20 protein-coding genes, 1 pseudogene and 1 riboswitch are annotated in these 25,326 nt (G+C 75.2%); of the genes and pseudogenes, 17 read left to right on the forward strand and 4 right to left on the reverse strand.

Annotated elements, in window-relative coordinates; all coding sequences use genetic code 11:
* Positions 1-3: 3 nt before the first annotated feature.
* The gene (locus BLW47_RS13195) at positions 4-1,482 is read right to left on the reverse strand and encodes a GGDEF domain-containing protein (protein WP_139307281.1); all 1,479 of its coding nucleotides are present in this window, start codon (positions 1,480-1,482) and stop codon (positions 4-6) included.
* 211 nt (positions 1,483-1,693) lie between these two features.
* Positions 1,694-1,862: riboswitch (cobalamin riboswitch) on the forward strand.
* A 60-nt stretch (positions 1,863-1,922) separates the two neighbouring features.
* Here BLW47_RS13195 and BLW47_RS13200 point away from each other — a divergent pair.
* The 12 genes and pseudogenes from BLW47_RS13200 to BLW47_RS13255 form a co-directional block, all read left to right on the forward strand.
* The gene (locus tag BLW47_RS13200) at positions 1,923-3,911 is read left to right on the forward strand and encodes a VWA domain-containing protein (RefSeq protein ID WP_091556116.1); all 1,989 of its coding nucleotides are present in this window, start codon (positions 1,923-1,925) and stop codon (positions 3,909-3,911) included.
* The gene (gene cobO, locus BLW47_RS13205; RefSeq protein ID WP_091556118.1) at positions 3,911-4,513 is read left to right on the forward strand and encodes a cob(I)yrinic acid a,c-diamide adenosyltransferase; all 603 of its coding nucleotides are present in this window, start codon (positions 3,911-3,913) and stop codon (positions 4,511-4,513) included. Before BLW47_RS13200 ends, cobO begins: the two co-directional genes overlap by 1 nt.
* Positions 4,507-5,841: a cobyrinic acid a,c-diamide synthase CobB gene (locus tag BLW47_RS13210; RefSeq protein ID WP_091556120.1), complete on the forward strand. Its 1,335-nt coding sequence runs from the start codon at positions 4,507-4,509 to the stop codon at positions 5,839-5,841. The genes cobO and BLW47_RS13210 overlap by 7 nt, the downstream gene beginning before the upstream one ends.
* Positions 5,832-6,548 carry a precorrin-2 C(20)-methyltransferase gene (gene cobI / locus BLW47_RS13215; RefSeq protein WP_091556122.1) on the forward strand — a complete coding sequence of 239 codons (717 nt, stop codon included), beginning with the start codon at positions 5,832-5,834 and terminating at the stop codon, positions 6,546-6,548. Before BLW47_RS13210 ends, cobI begins: the two co-directional genes overlap by 10 nt.
* Positions 6,545-7,351 carry a precorrin-4 C(11)-methyltransferase gene (gene cobM, locus BLW47_RS13220; RefSeq protein ID WP_091556124.1) on the forward strand — a complete coding sequence of 269 codons (807 nt, stop codon included), beginning with the start codon at positions 6,545-6,547 and terminating at the stop codon, positions 7,349-7,351. The genes cobI and cobM overlap by 4 nt, the downstream gene beginning before the upstream one ends.
* A complete protein-coding gene (locus BLW47_RS13225) occupies positions 7,341-8,525 on the forward strand; it encodes a cobalt-precorrin-5B (C(1))-methyltransferase (protein ID WP_091556126.1) in 1,185 nt (394 codons plus the stop codon). Before cobM ends, BLW47_RS13225 begins: the two co-directional genes overlap by 11 nt.
* On the forward strand, positions 8,510-9,679 hold the full coding sequence (cbiE, locus tag BLW47_RS13230) for a precorrin-6y C5,15-methyltransferase (decarboxylating) subunit CbiE (protein ID WP_217634843.1): 1,170 nt from the start codon (positions 8,510-8,512) through the stop codon (positions 9,677-9,679). The genes BLW47_RS13225 and cbiE overlap by 16 nt, the downstream gene beginning before the upstream one ends.
* Entirely contained in the window at positions 9,676-11,382 is a 1,707-nt protein-coding gene (cobJ, locus tag BLW47_RS13235) for a precorrin-3B C(17)-methyltransferase (RefSeq protein ID WP_245736619.1), read from the forward strand. Before cbiE ends, cobJ begins: the two co-directional genes overlap by 4 nt.
* Positions 11,370-11,591 (forward strand): DUF362 domain-containing protein, encoded by a 222-nt coding sequence (locus BLW47_RS13240; protein WP_091556130.1) that lies wholly within the window; start codon positions 11,370-11,372, stop codon positions 11,589-11,591. Before cobJ ends, BLW47_RS13240 begins: the two co-directional genes overlap by 13 nt.
* A complete protein-coding gene (locus tag BLW47_RS13245) occupies positions 11,588-12,691 on the forward strand; it encodes a HoxN/HupN/NixA family nickel/cobalt transporter (RefSeq protein ID WP_091556132.1) in 1,104 nt (367 codons plus the stop codon). Before BLW47_RS13240 ends, BLW47_RS13245 begins: the two co-directional genes overlap by 4 nt.
* A complete protein-coding gene (locus BLW47_RS13250; protein ID WP_091556134.1) occupies positions 12,688-13,290 on the forward strand; it encodes a precorrin-8X methylmutase in 603 nt (200 codons plus the stop codon). Before BLW47_RS13245 ends, BLW47_RS13250 begins: the two co-directional genes overlap by 4 nt.
* Positions 13,287-14,156 (forward strand): annotated as a pseudogene (locus tag BLW47_RS13255) (sirohydrochlorin chelatase); the annotation flags it as partial. The gene BLW47_RS13250 and the pseudogene BLW47_RS13255, both read left to right, overlap by 4 nt.
* A gap of 51 nt (positions 14,157-14,207) precedes the next feature.
* Here the strand turns inward: BLW47_RS13255 and BLW47_RS13260 are convergent.
* Positions 14,208-14,882: an esterase/lipase family protein gene (locus BLW47_RS13260; RefSeq protein ID WP_091556138.1), complete on the reverse strand. Its 675-nt coding sequence runs from the start codon at positions 14,880-14,882 to the stop codon at positions 14,208-14,210.
* 131 nt (positions 14,883-15,013) lie between these two features.
* Between BLW47_RS13260 and BLW47_RS13265 the strand changes: the two genes are divergently transcribed.
* Positions 15,014-17,779: a helix-turn-helix transcriptional regulator gene (locus tag BLW47_RS13265; RefSeq protein WP_091556140.1), complete on the forward strand. Its 2,766-nt coding sequence runs from the start codon at positions 15,014-15,016 to the stop codon at positions 17,777-17,779.
* A 77-nt stretch (positions 17,780-17,856) separates the two neighbouring features.
* On the opposite strand, the gene BLW47_RS13270 is transcribed toward BLW47_RS13265, so the two are convergent.
* Positions 17,857-18,567, reverse strand: a complete 711-nt coding sequence (locus tag BLW47_RS13270) for a DUF4142 domain-containing protein (RefSeq protein WP_091556142.1) — start codon at positions 18,565-18,567, stop codon at positions 17,857-17,859.
* 242 nt (positions 18,568-18,809) lie between these two features.
* Between BLW47_RS13270 and BLW47_RS13275 the strand changes: the two genes are divergently transcribed.
* The 3 genes from BLW47_RS13275 (at position 18,810) to BLW47_RS13280 (ending at position 22,151) form a co-directional block, all read left to right on the forward strand.
* Positions 18,810-20,243, forward strand: a complete 1,434-nt coding sequence (locus tag BLW47_RS13275) for an OFA family MFS transporter (protein WP_091556144.1) — start codon at positions 18,810-18,812, stop codon at positions 20,241-20,243.
* Complete coding sequence (locus BLW47_RS25795) at positions 20,240-20,362, forward strand: MFS transporter small subunit (RefSeq protein WP_281247262.1); 123 nt, start codon at positions 20,240-20,242, stop codon at positions 20,360-20,362. The genes BLW47_RS13275 and BLW47_RS25795 overlap by 4 nt, the downstream gene beginning before the upstream one ends.
* 136 nt (positions 20,363-20,498) lie before the next feature.
* On the forward strand, positions 20,499-22,151 hold the full coding sequence (locus tag BLW47_RS13280) for a methyl-accepting chemotaxis protein (protein ID WP_091556744.1): 1,653 nt from the start codon (positions 20,499-20,501) through the stop codon (positions 22,149-22,151).
* Positions 22,152-22,206: 55 nt separating this feature from the next.
* Here BLW47_RS13280 and BLW47_RS13285 read toward each other — a convergent pair whose 3' ends face one another.
* Positions 22,207-22,734, reverse strand: coding sequence for a VOC family protein (locus tag BLW47_RS13285; RefSeq protein ID WP_091556146.1), 528 nt, complete (start codon positions 22,732-22,734; stop codon positions 22,207-22,209).
* A 220-nt stretch (positions 22,735-22,954) separates the two neighbouring features.
* Here BLW47_RS13285 and BLW47_RS13290 point away from each other — a divergent pair, with 220 nt between their 5' ends.
* Positions 22,955-25,276: a HelD family protein gene (locus BLW47_RS13290; RefSeq protein ID WP_425435396.1), complete on the forward strand. Its 2,322-nt coding sequence runs from the start codon at positions 22,955-22,957 to the stop codon at positions 25,274-25,276.
* Positions 25,277-25,326 lie beyond the last annotated feature (50 nt).

The following is a 25,326-nucleotide window of genomic DNA, read 5'->3' on the forward strand; positions in this document are numbered from 1 at the left end:
AGATCAGATCGTCTGTACAGCCGCGTGATCGGCGGCCGCGTCCTTGCCGGCGCGCTTGTCGACGTACATCGCCTGGTCGGCGGCGGCGACCAGGGCCCCGGCGGTGATGTCCGTGCCGGCCGGCGCGGTCGCCGCGCCGACCGCGGTCCCCACCCGGACCGTCTCGCCCCGCCAGCGCAGCGGCGCGGCGAGCGCCCGTTCGATCCGGTCGCGGGTGGCGGCGGCGGCGTCGAGCCCGGCACCGGGACAGATCACGAGGAACTCGTCACCACCGATCCGCCCCACCACGTCGTCGGAGCGGACGCAGCCGCGCAGCCGGCCCGCCACCGTCCGCAGCACGTCGTCGCCGGCCTCGTGCCCGAGCCGGTCGTTGATCGGCTTGAAGTCGTTCAGGTCGCAGAAGAGGACCGCCACGTCCCGGTCGCCGGCGCGCAGCACCGCGTCGAGCAGGGCGAACACGTGTCGTCGGTTCGGCAGCCCGGTCAGCTCGTCGTGGCTCGCCTGGTGCGTCAGCCGGCGCTGGTCCTCGACGTGCTGGCCCATCAGCTGCTTGATCCGGGCCAGCACCAGCGGCACGCTCAGCAGCGGCCCGACGCAGAGCAGCAACCCGTCGGGCGCGCGACCGAACAGCTGGGGGATGCCGCCGATGACCGGGGGCAGCAGCAGGCAGACGCCGAGCAGGCCGAAACGGACCGGCGAGAGTTGGTCGCGCCGCCAACTGCCGGGCACGGTGAAGCCGGCGGCGCTCGGATGCAGGACGGCGGCGGCGAGGCAGAGGTACCCGCTCATCCACAAGATCCCGACGTACGGCGCCGACCGTCCGGTCGCCGGGTCGGTGGTGAGAATGGAGAGCAGCAGGCCGGCCACCGTGTTGGCCAACGCCGCGAACAGGAAGCGCAGCGAGCCGCGGCCGCGCGCCGTGGTGCGTGAGATCCGCAGCAACGCCCCGAGCGTGGCGAGCAGGGCCAGCACCTGGGCCAGCACGACGGTCTGTGCGACGGTGGGCGTGCCGGTGGCCTGCAGCCGGGGCCGCAGCAGCAACTCCCAGATCGGCGCCGCGGCACCGACGCCGATCAGCGCCGCGTCGATCACCCCGCCGCTGTCCTGCGGCGCGTGCCGGAACACCACCACCACGCTGCCGGCGAGCAGCGCCAGGTAGCCGCCGGCCTGCAGGAACGGCGCCACCGGCGAGGTGACCCGCTCGGCGCCGCCGAGGCCGACCTGGACGAACGAGATGGCGTTGAGGGCCGTGAGCAGGGCCAGGCCCAGCAGGCTCATCTTCCAGTGCCGGTCGTCCGTGATCCGATTGACCCGCAGACCGGTGATCACGCCGACGGTCGCCACCAGGCTGGCGACCGTCATCACGGCGGTCCGCCCGGTGACGTCACTGGCGGCGTGGACCGCGGCGAACGCCGCACCGGTCGCCAGCAGGCCGGGCACGAGCCAGCGAGCCTGCGCCGGGCGCTCGTCGCCAGTGTCCATGCCGGTCCTTCCGAGGTCTCCTGATCGTTTAATCGGCGAACGATAGCCCCGCATGACGACTTCGGGGTCGCGCTCCGCATCCGTGTCGCGCCGGACGGCGACTCCGACGCGCCCGGCGGGCCGAACCGCCCCGACGGTCGACCAAGGACTTTTCGCCGAGGGGGGATGATCACATTGGGCGGGGTGGCATTGACGCGGGCGCGGTGATGCGACAGCATGGCCGGCGAGCGGTAGGGAGGAACCCGGTGCGAATCCGGGGCGGTCCCGCCACTGTGACCGGGGAGCGACCCGCAGGCAAGGCCACGGCCGGCGACGGCTGGAAGGCCGCGGGGAGCGGTGATCCGGGAGTCAGGAGACTCCGCCGCTCGGATGACCCATTGACACGCGGGCGTGGACACCCGCGGAAGGGACTCGCGCGTGGCTTCGTGCCTGAGCGGGGGATGACCCCGCCCTACCCGTTCTCCGCGATCGTCGGCCTCGCCGACCTGCGGCTGGCCCTGCTGCTCACCGCCGTCTCGCCGGCCATCGGCGGGGTGCTGGTCCGCGGCGAGAAGGGCACCGCGAAGTCGACCGCCGTCCGGGCGCTCGCGGCACTGCTCCCGCAGATCGCCGTCGTCCCCGGCTGTCGCTTCGCCTGCGACCCCGACGCGCCGGACCGCGACTGCCCCGACGGTCCGCACGGCCGGCGTTCCGACGTGGTCGGTTACCGCCGCGCCGCCCTGGTCGAACTGCCCGTCGGCGCCACCGAGGACCGCGTGGTCGGCACCCTCGACGTGCAGCGCGCACTGACCGAGGGCGTGAAGGCGTACGAGCCGGGGCTGCTCGCCGCCGCGCACCGCGGGATGCTCTACGTCGACGAGGTGAACCTGCTTCCCGACCACCTCGTGGACCTGCTGCTCGACGCGGCGGCGATGGGCCGCGCGCACGTGGAACGCGACGGCGTGTCGGTCAAGCACGCCGCCCGCTTCCTGCTGGTCGGCACGATGAACCCGGAGGAGGGGGAGCCGCGCCCGCAGCTGGTCGACCGGTTCGGGCTGGTGGTGACCGTCGGCGCGCCCGACGAGCCGGGCCCGCGGGCGGAGGTGGTGCGTCGGCGACTGGCGTACGAGGCCGACCCGGCGGGCTTCGCGGCCGGCTGGGTCGGGGCCGACGCCGCGCTCGCCGATCGGATCGCCGCGGCCCGCCGCCGGCTGCCCGGGGTGCGGCTGCCCGACGGCGAGCTGGACCGGATCGCGCGGATCTGCCTCGGCTACGGGGTCGACGGACTGCGCGGCGACCTCGTGGTGGCCCGCGCCGCCGTGGCGCTCGCCGCCTGGCACGACCGGGACACCGTCACCGCCGAGGACGTCCGCGAGGCCGCCCGGCTCGCGCTGCCGCACCGGCGCCGCCGGGATCCGCTCGATCCTCCCGGCGCGGACGAGGAGCAGCTGGAGCGGGCGCTGCGCGAGGCCGACGACGGCGATGATCCGGACGACCCCGGTCCGGATAACCGCGGTCCGGATAACCCCGACCCCGACGACGGCGGGCCGAACGGCGACCGCGGCCCGAAGAGCGACGGCGGGCCCGACGACGGCGACGGCGGCCCGAAGAGCGACGGTGGACCGGACGACGGCGACGGCGGGCCGAAGGGCGACGCCGACCCGGAACGGCGCGACCGGCCCGCCCGACCGGCGCCGACCGGCGCCGCGTACCGCCCCCGCACCCTCGCGCTGCGCGGGCGCGGCGACGGGGCGCACACCGGCCGCCGCTCGCCGGCGTACGCCCGGCGCGGCCGCGTCGTCGGCGCGCGCCGGCCCGTCGGGGGGCGTCCGGGGGCGCTGCACCTGCCCGCCACGCTGCGCGCCACCGCCGCCCGGGGCGCCCGCGCCGTCGCGGCGGCCGACCTGCGCGAGGCGATTCACGTGGGTCGGGAGGCGAACCTCGTGCTCTTCGTGGTGGACGCCTCGGGGTCGATGGCCGCCCGCGAACGGATGCGCACCGTCAAGACCGCGGTGCTGTCGCTGCTGCGCGACGCCTACCAGCGACGGGACCGGATCGGCATGATCACTTTCCGGGGCGCCGCCGCCGACGTCGTGCTGCCGCCCACCTCCAGCCACTCCGTCGGGGTCGCCCGGCTGGCGGCGCTGCGCACCGGGGGGCGTACCCCGCTCGCCGCCGGCCTGGCCACCGCGGCGCGCACGCTGCTCGCGGAGCGTCGCCGCGACCCGCGGCGCCGGCCGCTGCTGGTCGTCGTCACCGACGGCCGGGCCACCGCCGGACCCGACCCGCGCACCGTCGCCCCGGCGCTGGCCGGCACCGCGACCGTGGTCATCGACTGCGAGTCCGGCCCGGTGCGCCTCGGACTGGCCCGCGCCCTGGCCACCGCCCTGAACGCCGACTGCCTGCCGCTGGCGCACCTGTCGGCCGCGACCGTGAGGAGCGCCGCCTGATGCCCCAGGGCCGACCCGAGACCGTGCCCGACGACGGGCTGACCACCCGGCAGCGCCGCCGCCAGCCCATCCTCGCCGTCCACACCGGACAGGGCAAGGGCAAGTCGACGGCCGCGTTCGGCATGGCGCTGCGCGCCTGGAGCGCCGGCTGGCCGATCGCGGTGTTCCAGTTCGTGAAGAGCCCGAAGTGGCGGGTCGGCGAGGAGGGTGCGCTGCGCACGCTCGGCGAATCCGGCAAGGGCGCGCCGGTGACCTGGCACAAGATGGGGGAGGGGTGGTCGTGGATCCAGCGCCCCGGCGCGGAACGCGACCACGCGGCGGAGGCGGCCGAGGGCTGGGCGCAGATCAAGCGCGACCTGGCCGCCGAGCGCTACCGGTTCTACGTGCTCGACGAGTTCACGTACCCGATGAAGTGGGGCTGGGTCGACGTCGCCGACGTGGTCGCGACGCTGCGGGACCGGCCCGGCTCCCAGCACGTGGTGATCACCGGCCGGGACGCCCACCCGGACCTGGTCGCCCTCGCCGACCTGGTCACGGAGATGACGAAGGTCAAGCACCCGATGGACGCGGGCCGCAAGGGTCAGCAGGGCATCGAATGGTGAGCGTCCCGCGGCTGGTGATCGCGGCGCCCGCCTCCGGGCACGGCAAGACCACCGTCGCCACCGGGCTGCTCGCCGCGTTCGCCGCCCGCGGCACCGCCGTGGCCGGCTTCAAGGTGGGCCCCGACTACATCGACCCCGGCTATCACACGCTGGCCGCCGGCCGCCCGGGACGCAACCTCGACCCGGTCCTCGTCGGCGAAGATCGGATCGCGCCGCTCTTCGCGTACGGCGCCGCCGGGGCCGAGCTCGCCGTGATCGAGGGCGTGATGGGGCTCTACGACGGGCGGGTGGGCGAGGGCGACGCCGGCTCGACCGCGCACGTCGCCGCGCTGCTCGCCGCCCCCGTGGTGCTGGTGGTGGACGCCGCCGCGCAGGGTCGCTCGGTCGCCGCGCTGGTGCACGGGTTCCGCTCGTTCGGATCCGTGCGGCTGGCCGGGGTCATCCTGAACCGGGTCGGCTCCGACCGGCACGAGGCGCTGCTGCGCGCGGCGTGCGAGGAGGTCGGCACGCCCGTGCTCGGGGTGCTGCGCCGGCACGACGCGGTCGCCGCGCCGGCGCGCCACCTCGGCCTGGTGCCGGTCGTGGAGCGCGCGGCCGAGGCCGCCGCGTCGGTCGGGGCGCTCGCCGCGCTGATCGCCGCGTCGGTCGACCTCGACGCAGTGCGGGCGCTCGCGCGGAGGGCGCCTGCCCTGACCGCGCAGCCGTGGTCGCCGGAGGCGCCCGACCCCGTGCGGGGGCGCCCGGTGGTCGCCGTCGCCGGTGGCCCGGCCTTCAGCTTCGGGTACGCCGAGACCGTCGAGCTGCTGCGCGGCGCCGGCGCCGAGGTCGCCACCGTCGACCCGCTGCGCGACGAGGCGCTGCCCGCCGGGTCCCGCGCCCTGGTCGTCGGCGGCGGCTTCCCGGAGGTGTACGCCGCCGAGCTGTCCGCGAACGCGCCGCTGCGGGCGGCGGTGGCCGCGCTGGCCGGCGCGGGCGGGCCGATCGTGGCCGAGTGCGCCGGGCTGCTCTGGCTGTGTCGCACCCTCGACGGCGCGCCGATGTGCGGGGTGCTGGACGCCGACGCCACAATGACCGAGCGGCTCACCCTCGGCTACCGCGACGCGGTCGCGCTCGCCGACAGCCCGCTGCACCCGGCCGGGAGCCGCGTCACCGGCCACGAGTTCCACCGCACCATCGTCACCCCGCGCGCCGGCGCGACCCCCGCCTGGGGTTGGCGCGACGCGCCCCCGGAGGGCTTCGCCGTCGGCCGGGTGCACGCCTCCTACCTGCATCTGCACTGGGCCGGACAGCCCGGTGCCGCACACCGGCTGGTGACGGCATGCGGCTGATCGGGGTGGGGGTCGGGCCCGGCGACCCGGAACTGGCCACGGTCAAGGCCGTCCGGGTGCTCGCCACCGCCGGCCGGGTCTTCGTGCCGGTGCTCGACGAACGCGACACCGGGCGGGCCGAGGCGACCGTGCGGGCGCACGCGGCGCACGACCGCATCGAACGGCTGGTCTTCGCGCTCAACGAGCGCCGGGACCGGGCGCGGCGGGAACGCTACTGGGACGCGGCCGGCGCGCGGGTGACGCAGTGGCTGCGCGAGACCGGCGGCACCGCCGCCTTCGCGACCATCGGCGACCCCAATGTCTACTCCACCTTCGGCTACCTCGCCGAGACCGTCCGCGACCTGCTGCCCGAGGTGGTCGTCGAGACCGTGCCGGGGATCACCGCGATGCAGGCGCTCGCCGCCGCCAGCGGCACCCCGCTGGTCGAGGGGGGCGAGCCGCTGACGCTGCTGCCGCTGGCCCGCGGCGTGGACGGCCTGGCCGACGCGCTGCGCGGCGACGGCACGGTCGTGGTCTACAAGGGTGGGCGGCGCCTGCCGGAGGTCACCGACGTCGTCAGGGCGGCCGGTCGCGAGGCGGTCTACGGCGAGCACCTGGGCCTGGCCGCCGAACGGATCGGGCCGTTGTCCGAGGTGGAGGGGGCGGCTCCGTACCTCGCCACCGTGATCGTCCCGGCCCGCCGGGACCGCCGGGGAGGCAAGCTGTGACCGGACGGGTGACCTTCGTCGGGGCGGGACCGGGCGCGGCCGACCTGATCACGGTGCGCGGCGTCCGCGCGCTGGAGTCCGCGGACGTCGTGGTCTGGGCAGCGAGCCTGGTCGCCCCCGAGGTGCTCGACTACGCCCGTCAGGGCACCGAGATCGTCGACTCCGCCGCCCTGACCCTGGAGGGGACGGTCGAGATCTACCGCCGGGCGGCCGACGACGGGCTGCACGTGGTCCGGCTGCACTCCGGCGACCCGGCGCTCTGGGGCGCGATGCAGGAGCAGCTGGAGCACTGCACGGGCCTCGGGCTCGCGGTCGAGGTCGTGCCGGGGGTGTCGGCGTACGCGGCGCTGGCCGCCACCGTGGGGCGGGAGCTGACCGTGCCGGAGGTCGCGCAGTCGGTGATCCTCACCCGGCTGGAGGGCGGGAAGACCCCGATGCCGGCGGGGGAGACGATCGCGGGCTTCGCGGCGCACGGCGCCACCATGGCGATCTTCCTCTCCGCGGCGCGGGCCCGGCAGCTCGCCGAGCAGCTGCTGGCCGGCGGGTACGGCGCCGACACCCCGGTCGTGGTCGGCTACCGGGTCACCTGGCCCGACGAGCTGGTGCTGCGCTGCACCGTCGCGACGCTGCCCGAGACCGTCCGCGAGCACAAGCTCTGGAAGCACACGCTCTTCCTGGTGGGTCCGGCGCTGGCCGCCGCCGGCACCCGCAGCCACCTGTATCACCCCGGACACTTCCACGGGTTCCGCCGCGCCGATCCCGCGGCGCGGGTGGCGCTACGCGGCGGCGGTCATGCCGGCTGAGCCCGGGCCGCTGGCGGGGGCCGGAGGTGAGCCCGCCGGGGCGCTGCCGCCGCTGCGGGAGCCCGATCTGCCGCGCACCGCGAAGGTGCGGCCGAAGGCGCTGCGCACCGGGTGGACCACCGGCACCTGCGCCTCGGCGGCGGCCAAGGCGGCCGCCCTGCTGCTCACCACCGGGGTGCCGCCGCGCTGGGTCGAGATCGGGTTGCCCTCCGGGCGCCGGGTCACCTTCGCGGTGGAGCGGGCCGAGCGCCGCGGGGCGGCGGCCGAGGCGGTCGTGGTGAAGGACGCCGGCGACGACCCGGACGTCACGCACGGCGCGCACCTCACCGCGTGCGTGGCGTGGCGCGACGGCGCCGGGGTGGAGCTCGCCGGCGGCGACGGGGTCGGCACGGTGACCCGACCCGGGCTCGGACTCGACGTCGGCGGTCCCGCCATCAACCCGGTGCCGCGGGAGATGATCACCCAGGCGGTGACCGAGGTCGTCGGCGGGCGCGGCACCCACGTCGTGATCAGCGTGCCGGACGGTGAGCGGATGGCCCGCAAGACGACCAACCGGCGGCTCGGCATCCTCGGCGGCATCTCGATCCTCGGCACCACCGGGATCGTGCGGCCGTTCTCCACCGCGTCGTGGCGGGCCAGCGTCGTCCAGGCGGTCCGGGTCGCCGCCGCGCAGGGCGAGCCGACGATCGTGCTCTGCACCGGCGGGCGCACCGAGAAGGGCGCGATGGCGTTGCTGCCCGAACTGCCGGAGGTCTGCTTCGTCGAGGTCGGCGACTTCACCGGCGCGGCGCTGCGCACCGCGGCCGAGGAGGGCATGCGCCGCGTCGTCTTCGTCGGCATGGTCGGCAAGCTGACCAAGCTGGCCGCCGGCATCCTGATGACCCACTACACCCGCTCCCGGGTGGACACCGGGCTGCTCGGCCGGTTGACCCGGGAACTCGGCGGCGACCCGGCGCTGGCCGCCGAGGTGGACGCGGCCAACACCGCGCGGCACGCGTACGAGCTGTGGGAGTCCGCCGGGCTGCTGCCGGCGGCGGGGCACGCGCTCTGCGCCCGGGTGCGGGACGTGCTGACGGCCTTCACCGCCGGGGTGCTCACCGCCGAGGTGGCGATGGTCGACTTCACCGGCCGGACGGTCGTGGCCGCCACGACGCCGGAGTGGCTGCCGTGCTGACGGTCGTCGGATGCGACGGCGGGCCGCTGCCGCCCGGCGCCGACGCGGCGCTGCGCGCGGCGACCCTGCTGGTCGGCGGCGCCCGCCACCTCGCCGGGATCGACGGCCCGGCCGAGCGGATCGTGCTCGGCGACGTGGCCGCCGCGGTCTCGCGGCTCGCCCGGCACGACGGTCCGGCCGTGGTGCTGGCCAGCGGCGATCCGGGGTTCTTCGGCATCGTCCGGGCGCTGCGCCGCGCCGGACTCGCCCCGGCGGTGCTGCCCGCCGCGTCGTCGGTGGCGCACGCCTTCGCCCGCATCGGCGAGCCGTGGGACGACGCCGTGGTGGTCTCCGCGCACGGGCGCGACCTGCGCCGGGCCGTCAACGCCTGCCGCGCGCACCGCAAGGTCGCGGTGCTGACCGCGCCCGGCGCCGGCCCCCGCGAGCTGGCCGAGGCGCTGCGCGGGCTGCCGCGCCGGATCGTGGTCGCCTCCCGGCTCGGCGCCGCCGACGAGCGGGTCACCGGGCCGGAGGGGGCGCTGGAGCCGAACGTCGCGCTGGTGCTCGGCACCGAACCGGCGGCGCCCGGCCCGGCCCGCTGGGTCGCCGGCGCCGACCCCGGGCCGACCGGCTGGGCGCTGCCGGAGACCGCGTTCGACCACCGCGACTCGATGATCACGAAGGCCGAGGTGCGCGCCCTGGCGCTCGCCCGGCTCGGCCCGCGCCTCGGCGATCTGGTCTGGGACGTCGGCGCGGGCAGCGGCTCGGTGGCGGTCGAGTGCGCGCGGCTCGGCGCCGCGGCGATCGCCGTGGAGCGCGACCCGGCGGCCTGCGACACCATCGCCGCCAACGCCGCCCGGCACGACGTCGACGTGCAGGTCGTCCGGGGCGCCGCCCCGGCGGCGCTGTCGGACCTGCCCCAGGCCGACGCCGTCTTCGTCGGCGGCGGCGGCATCGACGTCCTCGACGCCTGCCTGCGCCGGCGACCGCCGCGGCTGGTCGCGGCGCTCGCCGCCATCGAGCGGGTCGGGCCGGCGCTGGCCGCGTTCGACGCCGCCGGCTACCGGTCGGCCGGCACCCAACTGCAGGCCAACCGGCTGCTGCCGCTGCCCGGCGGCGCGCACCGGCTGGCGGCCACCAATCCCGTCCACGTGCTGTGGGGAGAACTCCCGTGACAAAGGTGATCGGACTCGTCGCGGCGACCGCCGCCGGCCGGGCGGCGGCCGATCGGCTCGCCGACGCGTGGCCGGGACGGACGCGGCGGTACGCCGGCACGGTGGCCGAGCAGCTCCGCGCGGCCTGGTCCGACTGCGGCGCGATCGTCTGCTTCCTCGCGGTGCCCGCCACCGTACGACTGGCCGCCCCCTTGCTGCGCGACAAGGACACCGACCCGGGCGTGGTCTGCGTCGACGAGGCCGGCCGTTACGCGGTGCCGGTGCTGGGCGGGCACGGCGGGGGCGCCAACGGGCTCGCCGCGGCGGTCGGCGAGGTGCTCGGCGCGGAGCCGGTCGTCACGACCGGCACCGACGCGGTGGGCCGGACACCGCTGGACAGCTACGGCAGTGAGCTGGGATTCCGGCTGCCCGACCCGACCGCTGTCGCCGCGGTGACCCGCGCGGTGCTCGACGGCGCCGCGCTGCGCGTCGAGGCCGACGCGGTGTGGCCGCTGCCGCCGCTGGTCACCGCTGCACCGGCGCCGTACACGCTGGCCGTGACCGACCGCGCCGACGTCGCCGCCGACCTCGTCTACCGGCCGCCGTCGCTGGTCGTCGGGGTCGGCGCCAGCCGGGGCGCCCCCGCCGACGAGCTCGACGCGTTGATCGACGCCGCCCTCGCCGACGCCGCCCTGGTGCCCGAGTCGGTGCGCGCCCTGGCCACCGCGGACGTCAAGGCCGACGAGCCCGGCATCGTGGAGGTGGCCCGCCGGCGCGGCTGGCCGCTGCTCACCTACCCCGCGGCGGAGCTCGCCGCCGAGGCGGTGCCGAACCCGTCGGAGGTGGTCCGGGCCGCGGTCGGCACCCCGAGCGTCGCCGAGGCGGCCGCGCTGCGGGCCGCCCGGGCCGCCGGCCGCGCCGCCGCGCTCGTGGTCGAGAAGCGTGCCGCCGCCATGAGCACCGTCGCGGTCGCCCGGCTGACCCCGCGCGGCCGGCTCACCGTCGTCGGGCTCGGTCCCGGCGCGGCCGATCTGCGGACGCCGCGGGCGACCGCGGCGCTGCGCCGGGCGGCGGTGGTGGTCGGCCTCGACCAGTACGTCGATCAGATCCGGCCGCTGCTCACGGCCGGCACCCGGGTGCTGGCCAGCGGCCTCGGCGCGGAGGAGGAGCGGGCCCGCACCGCGGTGACGCTCGCCACCGAGGGGCACGCCGTGGCCCTGATCGGCTCCGGCGACGCCGGCGTCTACGCGATGGCCTCCCCGGCGCTGCAGGTGGCCGGCGCCGACGTCGACGTCGAGGTGGTGCCCGGGGTGACCGCCGCGCTGGCCGCCGCCGCGCTGCTCGGCGCGCCGCTCGGACACGACCACGCCTATCTGTCCCTGTCGGATCTGCACACGCCGTGGGCGGTGATCGCCGACCGGCTGCGCGCCTGCGCCGAGGCCGACCTGGTGGTCTCGCTCTACAACCCGCGCAGCCGCCGCCGTACCGCGCAGTTCGACGAGGCGCTGGCGATCCTCGGCAAGCATCGGCCGGCGTCGACCCCGGTCGGGGTGGTACGCGACGCCACCCGGCCGGGGGAGCGCGTCGTCCGAACCACGCTGCGGGCCCTGGCCGACGATCCGTCCATCGTGGACATGCTCTCGGTGGTGGTGGTCGGCTCCAGCCGGACCGCCACGGTGGCCGGCCGCATCGTCACGCCGCGGGAATACCGATGGCTGCCCTGACCGTCACCGCCGCCTGCACCGCCTGCGGCGCCTGCCTGCTGACCTGCCCGACCCATGCCCTGATCCCGGACGCCGGGCGGCTGCGCGTCCGCGACGACCGCTGCACGCGCTGCGGCGAGTGCGTCGAGATCTGCCCGGCCGACGCCATCCGGCTGGCCGACGACACCGCAGGGCACGACGGCGACACCGACCCGGAGGAGACGCGATGACCGAGACCGCCATACCCAGCGGCGCCTGGACCCGCGCCGAACGGATCCGACTCTCCGGCATCGTCGCCGTCGTCGTCGCGTTGCACATCGTCGGCTGGTCGCTGTATCTCTACTACACCTCCAGCCCGACGGTGGCCAGCTCGTTCGCCGGCGCCGGGGCGCTGGCGTACCTGTTGGGCATCCGGCACGCCTTCGACGCCGACCACATCGCCGCGATCGACGACACCACCCGGCTCATGCTGCTGCGCGGGCGCCGTCCGGTCGGTGTCGGCTTCTTCTTCGCCATGGGGCACTCCGCGGTGGTGCTGGTGCTCTCGCTGCTGGTCGCCTTCGCCGCCCGCGCCGCCACCGAGGCCAACATGGCGGCCGTGCAGGAGGTCGGCGGCGTGCTGGCGCTCGTCGTCGCGGTCGGCTTCCTGCTGCTCGTCGGGGTGCTCAACGCCATGGTGCTCACCGCGATGGTGCGGCTGTGGCGTCGGCTGCGTCGCGGCGAGGTCGACCAGGCCACGATCGACCGCGAGTTGGCCAACCGCGGGCTGATGAACCGGCTGCTGGGCGGCCGCGCCCGCGGCATGATCCGCAACAGCTGGCACATGTTCGCCGTCGGGCTGCTGTTCGGGCTCGGCCTCGAGACCGCCAGCGAGGTGACGCTGCTGTCGCTGCAGGCCTCGACCGCCAGCGCCGGGGGCCTGCCCGCGCTCGCCGTGATCACCCTGCCGCTGCTGTTCGCCGCCGGGATGTCGGCGATGGACACCGCGGACTCGCTGCTGATGAGCCGCGCCTACTCGTGGGCGTACCGGCACCCCGCCCGCCGGCTCTACTACAACCTCGCGACCACCTCGATGACGGTGGCCGTGGCGTTCTTCGTCGCCTCCGTCTACCTGGCCGACCTGCTGGGCCGGGCGAGCGGCGCGGACGGGGCGCTCGGCGGGTACGCCGGCCTCGCCGACCACTTCGAACTCCTCGGCTACGTCGTCGTCGGCGCCTTCCTCCTCTCCTGGGGCGGCGCGGCGCTCGCCTGGCGGCTCGGCCGCTTCGACCGCCGCTTCGCTTCGACCGCGGAGCCGAACCCGGCGCGGGACGCGGAGCCCACGACATGACCCGCACGGTGCATCCGATCGAGACGCAGTCGTACCGGATCATCCGCTCCGTCGTCGACACCACCGACCTCGCCCCGCGCAGCCGGGACGTGGTGGAGCGGATCATCCACACCACCGCCGACCCGTCGTGGCGCGACGACCTCGTGCTCGACGAGGCGGCGCTGGACGCCGGGGCGCGGGCGCTCGCCGACGGCGCGCCGCTCGTCGTCGACGTGGCGATGCTGGCGGCCGGCGTCACCACGTATCCGTCCGTCTGCCTGGTCGGCACGGCCGAGGCCCGCGACCTCGCGGCGGCCGCCGGCCTCACCCGCTCCGCCGCGGCCGTGCGGCTGGCCGCCGAGCGGGTCGGCCCCGGCGCGATCTGGGCGGTCGGCAACGCCCCGACCGCGCTGTTCGAGCTGCTGCGCCTGGCCGGGGACGGCGCGCTGCGGCCGGCGCTCGTGGTCGGCCTCCCGGTCGGCTACGTCGGCGCCGCCGAGTCCAAGGCCGCGCTGCGGGCCACGACCCTGCCCCAGCTGTCCAATGTCACCGCCCGCGGCGGGTCGGCCGTCGCGGCGGCCGCCGTCAACGCCCTGCTGTATGGAGACCCGCTGTCATGACCACACCATTGTTGATCGCGGGACACGGCACCGCGGACGCCGACGGCGCCGAGGAGTTCCGGCGATTCGTCGCCCGGGTCGCGGCCCGGCACGACGCGCCGGTCGCCGGCGGGTTCATCGAGCTGTCACCGCCGCCGCTCGGCGAGGCCGTCGCCGATCTCGTCGCGGCCGGGGCGCGGCGGATCGCGGCGGTGCCGCTGATGCTGGTCGCGGCCGGGCACGCCAAGGGCGACATCCCGGCCGCGCTGGCCCGCGAGCGGGTCCGGCACGCCGGGCTGAGCATCGCGTACGGGCGTCCGCTCGGGCCGCACCCGACGATCCTCGGCCTGCTCCGCGAGCGTCTGGCGGCGCTGGCCCCGCACGCCGACACCACGGTGCTGCTGGTGGGGCGGGGCTCGACGGACCCCGACGCGAACGCCGACGTCGCGCGCGCGGCCCGGCTGCTCGCCGAGACCACGCCGGTGGCCGGCGTCGAGTACGCGTTCGTCTCGCTGGCCGCCCCCGGTGTGCCCGCCGCGCTGGAGCGTTGCCGGCGGCTCGGGGCGCGCCGGATCGCGGTGCTGCCGTACTTCCTCTTCACCGGGGTGCTGCCGCGCCGGGTGGCGGCGCAGTCGCGGGCCTGGGCGGCGGAGGCGGGCGTGCCGGTCGAGGTGGCGGAGGTGATCGGCGACTGCGACGGCCTCGCTGAGCTGGTGCTGGAGCGCTGGGCGGAGGCGACGCGGGGGGACGCGCGGGCCAACTGCGACGCGTGCCTCTATCGCGTCGCGCTGCCCGGTCACGAGCACCGTCTGGGCGCGCCGCAGCTGCCGCACCACCACCCCGATGAGCCGGGCCACCAACACCACCATCACCACGCCCACGGGCACTAGGGCAGGGGCCGTTCCGCTGCGGACGGCCCCTGCCCGGTCCGGGCCGGCTCAGTCGAGCCAGTCGATCACCTGGTTGCCCACGCCGCCGTCGGTGAGGAACGCGAGGTGGTTGACGCAGCCGACGTCGGTGTTCACGGCGCCGCTGACCAGAGTGCTCCGGTACGGGATGATCACGCCGTCGCAGGCGGAGTACCAGGTGCGGTAGGTCACCGCGCCGGGGGTCTCGTCGCCGGAGTTGAGCTGCTGGAGGAACGCCGAGTTCGGCGCCATCTGCTGACACGAGGTGAACAGCAGGCACGCGTACGCCGCGGTCGTGCCGTGGTTGGCGCCGGCCAGTGAGCCCCACTGGTCCACTGCGGCCGTGCCGCCGAGATTCTTCAGGTAGTAGCGGGTGACCAGCCCGCCCATCGAGTGGTTGACCAGGTCCACCCTGCTGGCGCCGGTGCGGGCCCGGACTCCGTCGACGTAGGACCTGAGCTGGCCGGCCGAGGTGATCAGCGACTGGTTGACGTCGTACTCGAAGGTGTAGACCCGCGAGGCGGGGTAGCCGGCCGCGAGGGCGCGCGCCGCCATCGGGATCCAGACCAGGCCGTTGCTGGCGTAGCCGTGAACGAAGACGACCGGGTCGCGCGGCGCGGCCGCCCGGGCGGGCGTGGAGGGGAGCAGGACCGAGGCCGCGACGACGAGGAACCCGGTGACGGCGACGAGAACGGAGCGGCGCATGAGACCTCCCTGGGGCGGTGCCAATCGAGGCACCGGCAGTCTCGAGCCGCGTCCTTCACCGAGGCATCGGCGAACTCGCCAGTTCCTAACAAGCACTTTTTATTCTGGTTACCAGCGCGTAACTTAAGTACATGAGGGCGGGGTCATGCCGCAGCCGCCCCGGGCTCTGCGGCCGGAGCGACGAGCAGGCCGAACTCGGTGCGCTGATCGCCGCGGCGCGCGCGGGTCGCAGTGGCTCGACGTTGCTGCTGGGCGATCCCGGACTGGGCAAGACCGCGCTGCTCGACGCCACGACCGCGATCGCCGCCGACTTCCTCGTGCTGCGCACGAGCGGCGTCGAGTCCGAGACCGCGATCCCGTTCGGTGGCCTGCACCGGCTGCTGCGGCCGGTAGCGCACCGGCGGTCTACGCTGCCGCCGTCCCAGGTGGCGCCGCTGGAGGCGGCGCTGGGGCTCGGCGGCGCCGTTGACGCCGACCGGTTCCTGCTCTGCGCGGCGGTGCTCAGCCTCCTCTGCGAACTGGCCCGTGACGTGCCCGTGCTGTGCCGGGTCGACGACGCGCACTGGCTGGACCAGCCGTCGCTGGACGCTCTGGCGTTCGCGGCGCGGCGGCTCGACGCCGAGGGGGTCGTGCTGCTGTTCGCCGCGCGCGAGCAACACGGCGAACACGACGCACCGCTACTGCCCGGCATCCCCGCGCTCCGGCTGTCCCCGCTGGACGCGGTCGCGAGCGGCGAACTCGTCGCCGCGCTCGCCGGCGACCAGCTGCCGGAGCCGGTCCGCGACAGGGTGCTGCGCACCGCGGCCGGCAATCCGCAGGCCCTGGTCGAGCTCGTCGAGACCGCCGCCGCCCGAGGTGCCGGGGCGACCGGTCCGGTCACGCTCCCCGCGGGCAGCGCGCTGCTGCGCGCCCACCGCGCCCTCGTCGCACGGCTGCCCGCGGCGACCCAACGGCTCCTGCTGCTGGTCGCCGCGGACGACGAGGTCGATGTGGACACGCTGGTGCGCGCCGCGGCGACCGAGGGGCTCGACGTGTCGGCGCTGGAACCGGCGGAGCGTGCCGGGCTGCTGCACATGCGGGGGGACGTCGTCCGGCTCCGCTCGCCGCTGATCGGGTCCGCCATCTACCAGGGCGCGCCGCTGGCGCGCCGGCGGGCCGTGCACGCCGCGCTCGCCCGGGCGCTCACCGACGACGTCCACCGCGTCCGGCGGGCCTGGCACCGGGCGATGGCGGCGTCGGGGCCGGATGACGGGCTCGCCGACGAGCTGTGCCGGGCCGCCGCCGTCGCCCGCCGCCGCGGCGACTACCCCGCCTCCTGCCTCGCGTTCGAGCGCGCGGCGCAGCTGCGCACGAGCGGCGACGCGAAGGCGCGGGACCTGATCGCGGGGGCCGGTGACGCGCGGCTCGCCGGCGACACCGACCGGGCCCGCGCGCTGCTGCGGGCCGCGCTGCCGCTCGCGACCAGCGCCCCGACGCGGGGGCGGGCCGAGCTGCTCCGCGGCGATCTGGAGCTGCGCGACGGCGACGCGCTCGAGGCGCGTCGCACGCTGCTGGAGGCGGCGGAGACGCTGGCGCCGCACGACCGTCGGCTGGCGGTCCGGGCGCTGATGCGGGCGGGGCAGGCCAGCTCGTTCGCTGGTGACCTGGCGGCGTACGCGGGGATCGCCCGCCGGGCCGCGCGGTTACGCCGCCCGGACGACCCGCCGCGGCTCACGCTGATCTTCGACTACTTCGCCGGCACGGTCGCCGCGTCCCGGGGCGACCACCGGACCGCTCGCGCGGCGTTCGGCCGGGTCGTGCGGGTCGGCCGCGAGCTCGACGAGTCGTCGGCGTTGACCTGGGCGAGCGTCGCGGCGCTGCTGTACGGCGACGCGATGGGCGCGCGGACGCTGGCGGCCCGCGCGGTGGCGATGGCGCGGGCCCGGGGCGGCATCGCGTCGCTGCCGCAGGCGTTGGCGGCCCTGGTCTACGCGGAGCTGTGCACGGCCCAGTACCTCTCAGCGCTGCCGAACGCGGTGGAGGGGCTGCGGTTGGCCGAACAGACCGGGCAGCGCAACTGCGCCACCGAGCACCTGGCCGCGCTGGCCCTGCTCGCCGCCGTGGCGGGCGACGAGCAGACCTGTCGGAGCCGGGCGCGCGCGGCCGGCACCCGCGCCACCGCGCACGGTCTGGGGCTGGCCGCGTCGTTGACCGTCTGGGCCGAGGCGTTCCTGGACCAGAGCCGGGGGGACTCGTCGGCCGCCGCGCTGCGGCTGCGGACGCTGGCCCGGCCGGGAGCCGGTCCGACGCACTTCGTGGTGCGGGTGCTGACCGTCCCGCACTTCGTGGAGGCGGCGGTCCGCAGCGGCAACGCGGCGGCCGCGCGCCGGGCGCTGGTGGGGTTCGACGCGTTCGCGCGGGCCAGCGGGTACGGGGAGTGGTTGGCGTTGTCGGCGCGCTCGCACGCGTTGCTCGCCGACGGGGAGGACGCCGCCCGGGAGTACTTCCGGGAGGCGCTGCGGCTGCACGCCACCGGCCACTCCGACTTCGAGCGGGCCCGCACCGAGCTGCTGTACGGCAACGCGCTGCGCCGGCGGCGCCGGCCGGCGCGGGCGCGCGAGCACCTGCACAGCGCGCTGGAGACGTTCGAGCGTTTCGGCGCGCGGCTCTGGTGCGACCAGACCCGCGCGGAGTTGCGGGCCACCGGCGAGGCGGTGCCTCCGGTGGCCCAGCCGGTGGCCAAGCAGCTCACGCCGCAGCAGCTGCAGATCGCGCGCTTCGTGGCGGAGGGGAAGACGAATCGGGAGGTGGCGGCGCAGCTGTTCGTCAGTCCGCGCACCGTGGACCACCACCTGCGCAACATCTTCACGCGGCTCGGGATCCGCTCCCGCCTCGAGCTCGTGCGGATGCTGGGGTAGCGGGCGCGGCCGCGGTGCGCGCGGAGATGGCCAGGCCGCGGTGGGCCTGGCCATCTCCGGCGCCGCGCCGGTCGGCGTCAGCTCTGATCCGGTTGCGGCTCGGCCGTCGTGCCCGGTTCGGTCGTCGACGTCCCGCCGGGACCGCCGGTGCCGCCTCCGCCGGGCCCGGGCGTCCCGGTCCCGCCGGGCGTCCCGCTCCCGCCCGGGCCGGGGGTGCCGGTGCCCGGGCCGCCGCTGACGCCGGGCGACGGCGTGCCCGACGTGGACAGTCCGAGGCTCTGCGCGAGCGCCCGGAGCGCGTCGTGGTGCGACCGGATGACCGGTTCCGCGTCCTGCGCCACCCGCTTGGCGTCCGGGTCCGAGCCCTGGGACAGCTCCGTCTGGATCAGCTGCATCGTCTGCTCGTGCCAGCTGAGGTTGATCGAGACGAACATCCGGTCGAAGTCCGGGCCGTTGACGGCCTGCAGCCGGGTCAGCGCCGACTGCTGGTCGGCGGTCGGCGAGCCGGGCAGCGTCACGTTGAGCTTCGAGGCGGTCTGTTGCAGCGACTGGTCCAGGCGGGTGTGGTCGCTGACCAACCGGGAGCCCACGTCCTTCACCTGCTGGTTCGCGTTCTTCTGCTGCGTCAGGTTCCCCTTCGAGATCTCGGCCATGTTCGCCTGATGGGCCGCCTGCAGGAACGACGTATCCTGTGCCGACGGCGCGGCGACCGCGTGCGCGGCCGTGCCGGGCACCAGGGCCAGCGCCACGAGCCCGGCGACGAGCGCGCCGCGTTTGATGCGTGCCATCTCTCCCCCTCTTCTCGTGCGGACAGGTGGCCGGGTACCCCACCGATGCGTGCCCATGCCACCCGGTGACGGCCGCGCCGCTCGGCTCAGCGCGGGCACCGTCCGCCGAATCGGGCCTCGCTCGACTCGCGCGATCGGCGCGGTCGGGTTAAGTTCCGACCAAGTGGAAGAAGCGCAACGTGGCGGACATTTCACGCGGGTTGGGCCGATCCACTTACCACAGACAAGGAAGGTGCCCGCCCGTGCTCTCCGCGCTCGACCCCCAGCACACCGTCGCCCCGGCCGGGTACAGCCGCTGGCTGATCCCGCCGGCCGCGTTGTCGGTGCACCTGTGCATCGGCCAGGCGTACGCGACGAGCGTCTACAAGAACTCCCTCATCGCGCACTTCGACACCAGCCAGACGGCGATCGGGGTCATCTTCAGCATCGCGATCGTGATGCTCGGGCTCTCGGCGGCGGTCGGTGGCACGTGGGTGGAGGCGAACGGGCCGCGCAAGGCGATGTTCGTCTCGGCCTGCTTCTGGACGGCCGGCTTCCTGGTCGGCGCGCTCGGCATCGCCACCCGGCAGCTCTGGCTGCTCTACCTCGGATACGGCTTCCTCGGCGGCATCGGGCTCGGCATCGGTTACATCTCGCCGGTCTCCACGTTGATCAAGTGGTTCCCGGACCGCCCTGGCCTCGCCACCGGCCTGGCCATCATGGGCTTCGGCGGCGGCGCGATGGTCGCCAGTCCACTGTCGCGCCAGCTGCTCTCGTTGTACGACCCCACCTACGACCCGGGTAACGCCGGTTCCGTGGCGTCCAGCGGGGCTCTCGTCGGGCTCTTCCTCACGCTCGGCATCGGCTACTTCGTGATCATGATGTTCGGCGTGGTCAACGTGCGGGTTCCCGCGCCCGGCTGGCGGCCGGCCGGCTTCGATCCCGCCACGGTCACGGCGAAGCCGATGGTGACCACGGCGCAGGTCTCCGCGGCGAACGCCATCAGAACGCGCTCGTTCTGGCTGCTGTGGATCGTGCTGTTCTGCAACGTGACCGCCGGCATCGGCATCCTGGAACAGGCCGCGCCGATGATCCAGGACTTCTTCCGGGACAACGGCGCCTCGGCCGTGACGGCCGCCGCCGCGGGCGGCTTCGTGGGCCTGCTCTCGCTGTTCAACATGGCGGGCCGGTTCGTCTGGTCGTCCACCTCGGACATCATCGGCCGCAAGCCGATCTACGTGCTCTACCTCGGGCTCGGCATGGTGCTCTACACCCTGCTCGCGCTGGTCGGACACACGGCCACCGCGCTGTTCGTGCTGATCGCCTGCGTGATCCTGTCCTTCTACGGTGGCGGATTCGCCACCATCCCCGCGTACCTGCGGGACCTGTTCGGCACCTATCAGGTGGGCGCGATCCACGGCCGGCTGCTCACCGCCTGGTCCGCCGCGGGGGTCGCCGGGCCGCTGATCGTGAACGGGGTGCTCGACGCGCAGGGCGAACCGGGGACCCTGACCGCGGCCTCCTACCGTCCGGCGCTGTTCACCATGGTCGGCGTGCTGGCCCTCGGTTTCCTCACCAACCTGCTCGTGCGGCCGATCCCGGAACGCTTCCACGAGCCGCGGGCCGCCGCGGCGCCGACACCCGAACCCGACACCGCGACCGCGGCGGTCGCGACCGAAGGAGGCAGCAACCGATGAGCGACCGGTCCGGAAAGCAGACCGCCCGGCTGTGGGTGTCGTGGCTGCTGGTCGCCGCGCTGCTCGGCTATGGCGTCGTCCAGACGGCGATCACCGCGGCGAAGCTCTTCGCCGGCTGAGGCGTTCCCACGCTGAGGCTTCCCACGCTGTGGGCAATGCGGTCCGCGGCCTAACCTTCCCTACCACAGTGCCGATATCACGCCCAGACGACCCCCGTTCAGGGGTGCCGGGAGGCGGAAGGAGGCGGTGGGGAAGATGGCCGCGGACAAAACATCGGTCGAGATCACCATCGACCGGAACCGGTTCGTCGGTTGGTTGGCCGACCGGCGTACGAGCACCAAGACGTCGATCGCCGTGGTGGTGGTCATGCTCGTCGCGGTCGGCGCGACCGCGTTCTCGCTGATGCGGATGGCGGGAATCAACGACGACCTCAAGACGATGAAGGACCACCACGTCGAGCAGGCGCGGCTGCTGAACGAGCTGAGCGGTGGGTTCGGCACCATGTTCCGGGGCCTGTTCCTCGCCTCGGGCAGCAGCGGTGACCCCACGTACCAGCCGGAGGGGCGCAAGAACCTCGAGGAGGCCGACGCCCAGGTCAAGCAGGCCCTCGCCCGGTACCGCGAACTGGAGTCGGACGGCGGCGAGGCGGTGAACCCGGCGCTGAACGCCTTCGAGAAGGCGTGGAGCGCCCACACCACGCTGCGCGACGTGTTCGTCCTGCGCAAGCAGCCGCCGGCCGGCTTCGTCATGCCCACGCCCGACAAGATCGGTCCGATGTTCGTCGCCGCCGAGCAGGAGATGCACGCGGCGATGGACCAGCTGAAGAAGACCGAGGAGGAGGAGGCCGACGCGCTGGCCGCGGCCGCGTCCGACGAGTACGCGCAGGCGCGCCTCGTGACCATCGCGGTGCTCGTGCTCGGGCTGCTGCTCGCCGGCGCGCTGGACGTCTGGGTGGCCGTCAACTTCCGCCGTCAGCTCGCCAGCGTCGGCGGCGCGCTCGACGCCGTCGCCGACGGCGACCTGACGCGCCGGGCCGAGGTGCGCTCGCGCGACGAGCTCGGCCGGATGGCCGCCGCGGTCAACCGGGCGAGCGCGGGCATCCGGGCGACGGTCGAGACGCTCGGGATCGGCGCCCGCACGCTGGGCGCGAACACCGAGAAGCTGGGCGCGGTGGCCGCGCGGATCGGATCCAGCGCACAGGAGGCCGCCGCCCAGGCGAACGTGGTCGCGGACGCCGCGGGTGACGTGTCGCGCAACGTGCAGACGGTGGCCGCCGGCGCGGAGGAGATGGGCGCGTCGATCCGCGAGATCGCGCAGAACGCCAACGAGGCCGCGCGGGTCGCCTCCGACGCGGTGGGCGTCGCGGAGTCGACGAACCGTACGGTCTCGACGCTCGGTGAGTCGTCGATGGAGATCGGTAACGTGGTCAAGGTGATCACGTCGATCGCCGAGCAGACGAACCTGCTGGCGTTGAACGCGACGATCGAGGCGGCGCGCGCCGGGGAGGCCGGTAAGGGCTTCGCGGTGGTGGCCAGCGAGGTCAAGGACCTGGCGCAGGAGACGGCGCGGGCGACCGAGGACATCTCCCGGCGGGTGGAGGCGATCCAGTCCGACACGTCGAACGCGGTGGCCGCGATCGGTGAGATCAGCAAGATCATCGCGAAGATCAACGACTACCAGGTGACGATCGCCTCGGCGGTGGAGGAGCAGACCGCGACCACCGGCGAGATGAGCCGCAGCGTCGGCGACGCGGCACAGGGCAGCGGCGACATCGCCACCAACATCGCCGGGGTCGCCGCCGCGGCCAAGGCCACCACCGACACGCTGGTCGAGGCGGGACAGACGACCGCGGAGCTGGCGGCGCTCGCGACGCAGCTGCAGGACGCGGTGGGACGCTTCCGCGTCTGACACGTCACACCGATCACGACGGCCGCCCCGGTTTTCCGGGGCGGCCGTCGGCGTGTCAGCCGGCGCGGTCGATCAGTTCCGCACCCTCGAAGACGCCGAGCTCCTCGCGGTACAGCTCGATGCCGACCCCGTTGGGATCGCGCAGGTAGAGGCTGTCCTCGACCCCGCGGTCCGGGCCGAGGTACTCCACGCCGTTGGCGTCGAGCTTCGCCTTCGCCTCGGCGAAGCGTTCCGCCGACACGGAGATGGCGATGTGCTGCACCGCGCCGATGGTCTCCAGGTACGGCTGGTGGTCGTGGCCGGGGAAGTCGAAGAAGCCGAGCAGGTTGCGGTTGCCGACGTCGAAGAAGAAGTGGCTCGAGCCGGCGTAGTCCCGGTTCTCCACCAGCTCGACGAGGGGGAAGCCGAGGAAGTCCTGGTAGAAGCGGATGGTCTCGGCCACGTCGCGGCAGACCAGCGCGACGTGGTGCACGCCGCGCCCGATGGTGGCGGGGCGCCGGCCGACCGGCCGCAGATGGGTGTCGCGCAGAGAATCGCGGCGGGCGCGGATCGCGGCGAGATCCGCGCCTTCGGGCTGTGGCATGACGATCTTTCCTCTCCGACGGGTGTGACCGATGCTAGGCCCGTTCTGCGAGGACGGCTCGGGAAAGCCTCCCCTCTTCCCGGGGGAGGAGGGGAGGCGCCGTGACGCCGAACGCGTCCGGCGGGGGCGGAGGATGCGCTATCGTCGACGTTTTGAGCGCATAAAAAAAGAACCGCTGAATCAGCGGCTCTGTTGAGATATTAGCAGCTAGGGAGTCGCATTGTCAACCTCCGCGGGGCATCCGGACGAAATCCGGACCGACGAGCTCGACCGCGAGCAGGAGTACGTGGGGACGCTCTACGGACGCCTCGACGACCTGCGTGAACACGCTGCCCAGCGGCTGAGCCGGGCGCTGCGCGAGACCGGCGGCACCCTGCAGGACCGTTCCCAGCGGGAGAGCGCGGTCGCGCTCTACTCCGAGCAGCTGGCCCAGTTCAGCGCCGTCGAGCAGGGGCTCTGCTTCGGCCGGCTCGACTTCCACGCCGCGGCGCCGCGCTACGTCGGCCGCATCGGCCTCTTCCGCGACGGCGACCACCAGCCGCTGCTGCTCGACTGGCGTGCCCCGGCGGCCCGCCCGTTCTACCTGGCGACCGCGGCCTCCCCCGAGGGCGTGGCGCGGCGGCGCTACATCCGCACCCGGGACCGCAAGGTCGTCGGGCTGGACGACGAGGTGCTCGACCTCGCGGCGGCCCGGGACACCCACGCCGGGCCGGCCGGCGAGGCGGCGCTGCTGGCCGCGATCGGTGCGACGCGTACGGGCCGGATGCGCGACATCGTCGAGACGATCCAGGCCGAGCAGGACCGGGTGATCCGCGCCGACCTGGACGGCGTCCTCGTCGTGCAGGGCGGACCCGGCACCGGCAAGACCGCTGTCGCGCTGCACCGCGCCGCGTACCTGCTCTACACCCACCGCCGGGAGCTCTCCGCCCGGGGCGTGCTGATCGTCGGCCCGAACCCGACGTTCCTGCGCTACATCTCGCAGGTGCTGCCGTCGCTGGCCGAGACCGGCGTGCTGCTGCGCACCCTCGGCGACCTGTTCCCCGGCGTCACCGCGCGGGCGGACGAGCCGGCCGGCGCCGCCGAGATCAAGGGCCGGCTGGCGATGACCGAGGTGTTGGCCGCGGCGATCCGGGACCGGCAGCGGGTGCCCGACGAGCCGCTGGAGATCGTCGTCGAACGGGACACCCTGGTGCTCGACCCGGAGACCATCCGCGCGGCGCGCGCCTCGGCCCGCCGCTCCGGCAAGCTGCACAACCTGGCCCGGCCGATCTTCGACACCGAGATCGTGCACGCCCTCGCCCGGCAGGTCGCCGACCGTATCGGCGCCGACCCGCTCGGCGGGGAGAACCTGCTCGACGAGGCCGACCTGGCGGAGATCCGCCGGGAGCTGCGCGCGGAGCCCGAGGTCCAGGCGGTGCTGGACTGGCTGTGGCCGATCCTCACCCCGCAGCGGCTGGTCGGCAGCCTGCTGGTCTCGGCCGACCGGCTCGCCGCGGCCGCGCCCCAGCTCACCGACGCCGAGCGGGCGCTGCTGCTGCGCGGCCCGGAGCACGGCTGGACCCCGGCGGACGTGCCGCTGCTCGACGAGGCCGCCGAGCTGCTCGGCGAGGACGACCGGGCCGCGGCGGCGCGCCAACAGCGCGAACGCCGGGCCCTCGCCGAGTACGCCGAGGGCGCCCTGGAGATCCTGACGGGCTCCCGCTCCATCGACGTCGAGGACGAGGACGACCCCGAGATCCTGAGCGCCACCGACCTGCTCACCGCCGGCCGCCTCGGCGAACGGCACGAGGAGGAGGACCGCCGCACCACCGCGGAGCGGGCCGCCGCCGATCGCCGCTGGGCGTTCGGGCACGTCATCGTCGACGAGGCGCAGGAGCTCTCGCCGATGGCGTGGCGGCTGCTGATGCGGCGCTCGCCCAGCCGGTCGATGACGGTCGCCGGGGACGTGGCCCAGACCGGGGACCTCTCCGGGGCGTCGTCGTGGGCGCAGGTGCTCGCGCCGTACGTGGCGGATCGGTGGCGGCTGGTGGAGCTGGAGGTCAACTACCGGACGCCCGCGGAGATCATGGCGGTGGCGGCCGGCGTGCTCGCCGGGATCGACCCGTCGCTGAAGCCGCCGCGCTCGGTGCGCGAGACCGGCGTCGCGCCGTGGACGTTCCGGGTGCCGCCGCAGCGGCTCGCCGACGAGCTCGCCGGACGGGTCCGGCGGGAACTCGCGGAGGTGGGGGAGGGGCGGCTCGGCGTGATCGTCCCGACGGGCCGGCTCGACGCGCTCGCCCGGGCGGTCGTCGACGCGGCGCCGGAGGCGGCGGTGGGCGCGCAGCCGGAGCTGGAGAGCCCGGTCGTGGTGCTGACCGTACGGCAGGCCAAGGGGCTGGAGTTCGACTCGGTGCTGGTGGTCGATCCGGAGGGGATCGCCGCGGAGTCGCCGCGCGGGCAGAGCGACCTCTACGTCGCGCTCACCCGCGCCACGCAGCGCCTCGGCGTGCTGCACCCCGGTCCGCTGCCGCCCGCCCTGTCGGGGCTGGACCAGTCGTCCTGATCACCGACGCCAGCGGACGCGCCGGCGTCGGTGGCGGCGGCGCGGCCGGT

This window comes from Micromonospora pattaloongensis, from assembly GCF_900107255.1.
GTDB lineage: Bacteria > Actinomycetota > Actinomycetes > Mycobacteriales > Micromonosporaceae > Micromonospora_I > Micromonospora_I pattaloongensis.

Coding starts and splice junctions, on each gene's coding strand:
- BLW47_RS13195 (WP_139307281.1), bottom strand. CDS start 1,482: ATGGACACTGGCGACGAGCGCCCGGCGCAGGCTCGCTGGCTCGTGCCC.
- BLW47_RS13200 (WP_091556116.1), top strand. CDS start 1,923: ATGACCCCGCCCTACCCGTTCTCCGCGATCGTCGGCCTCGCCGACCTG.
- cobO (WP_091556118.1), top strand. CDS start 3,911: ATGCCCCAGGGCCGACCCGAGACCGTGCCCGACGACGGGCTGACCACC.
- BLW47_RS13210 (WP_091556120.1), top strand. CDS start 4,507: ATGGTGAGCGTCCCGCGGCTGGTGATCGCGGCGCCCGCCTCCGGGCAC.
- cobI (WP_091556122.1), top strand. CDS start 5,832: ATGCGGCTGATCGGGGTGGGGGTCGGGCCCGGCGACCCGGAACTGGCC.
- BLW47_RS13225 (WP_091556126.1), top strand. CDS start 7,341: ATGCCGGCTGAGCCCGGGCCGCTGGCGGGGGCCGGAGGTGAGCCCGCC.
- BLW47_RS13240 (WP_091556130.1), top strand. CDS start 11,370: ATGGCTGCCCTGACCGTCACCGCCGCCTGCACCGCCTGCGGCGCCTGC.
- BLW47_RS13245 (WP_091556132.1), top strand. CDS start 11,588: ATGACCGAGACCGCCATACCCAGCGGCGCCTGGACCCGCGCCGAACGG.
- BLW47_RS13250 (WP_091556134.1), top strand. CDS start 12,688: ATGACCCGCACGGTGCATCCGATCGAGACGCAGTCGTACCGGATCATC.
- BLW47_RS13260 (WP_091556138.1), bottom strand. CDS start 14,882: ATGCGCCGCTCCGTTCTCGTCGCCGTCACCGGGTTCCTCGTCGTCGCG.
- BLW47_RS13265 (WP_091556140.1), top strand. CDS start 15,014: ATGAGGGCGGGGTCATGCCGCAGCCGCCCCGGGCTCTGCGGCCGGAGC.
- BLW47_RS13270 (WP_091556142.1), bottom strand. CDS start 18,567: ATGGCACGCATCAAACGCGGCGCGCTCGTCGCCGGGCTCGTGGCGCTG.
- BLW47_RS25795 (WP_281247262.1), top strand. CDS start 20,240: ATGAGCGACCGGTCCGGAAAGCAGACCGCCCGGCTGTGGGTGTCGTGG.
- BLW47_RS13280 (WP_091556744.1), top strand. CDS start 20,499: ATGGCCGCGGACAAAACATCGGTCGAGATCACCATCGACCGGAACCGG.
- BLW47_RS13285 (WP_091556146.1), bottom strand. CDS start 22,734: ATGCCACAGCCCGAAGGCGCGGATCTCGCCGCGATCCGCGCCCGCCGC.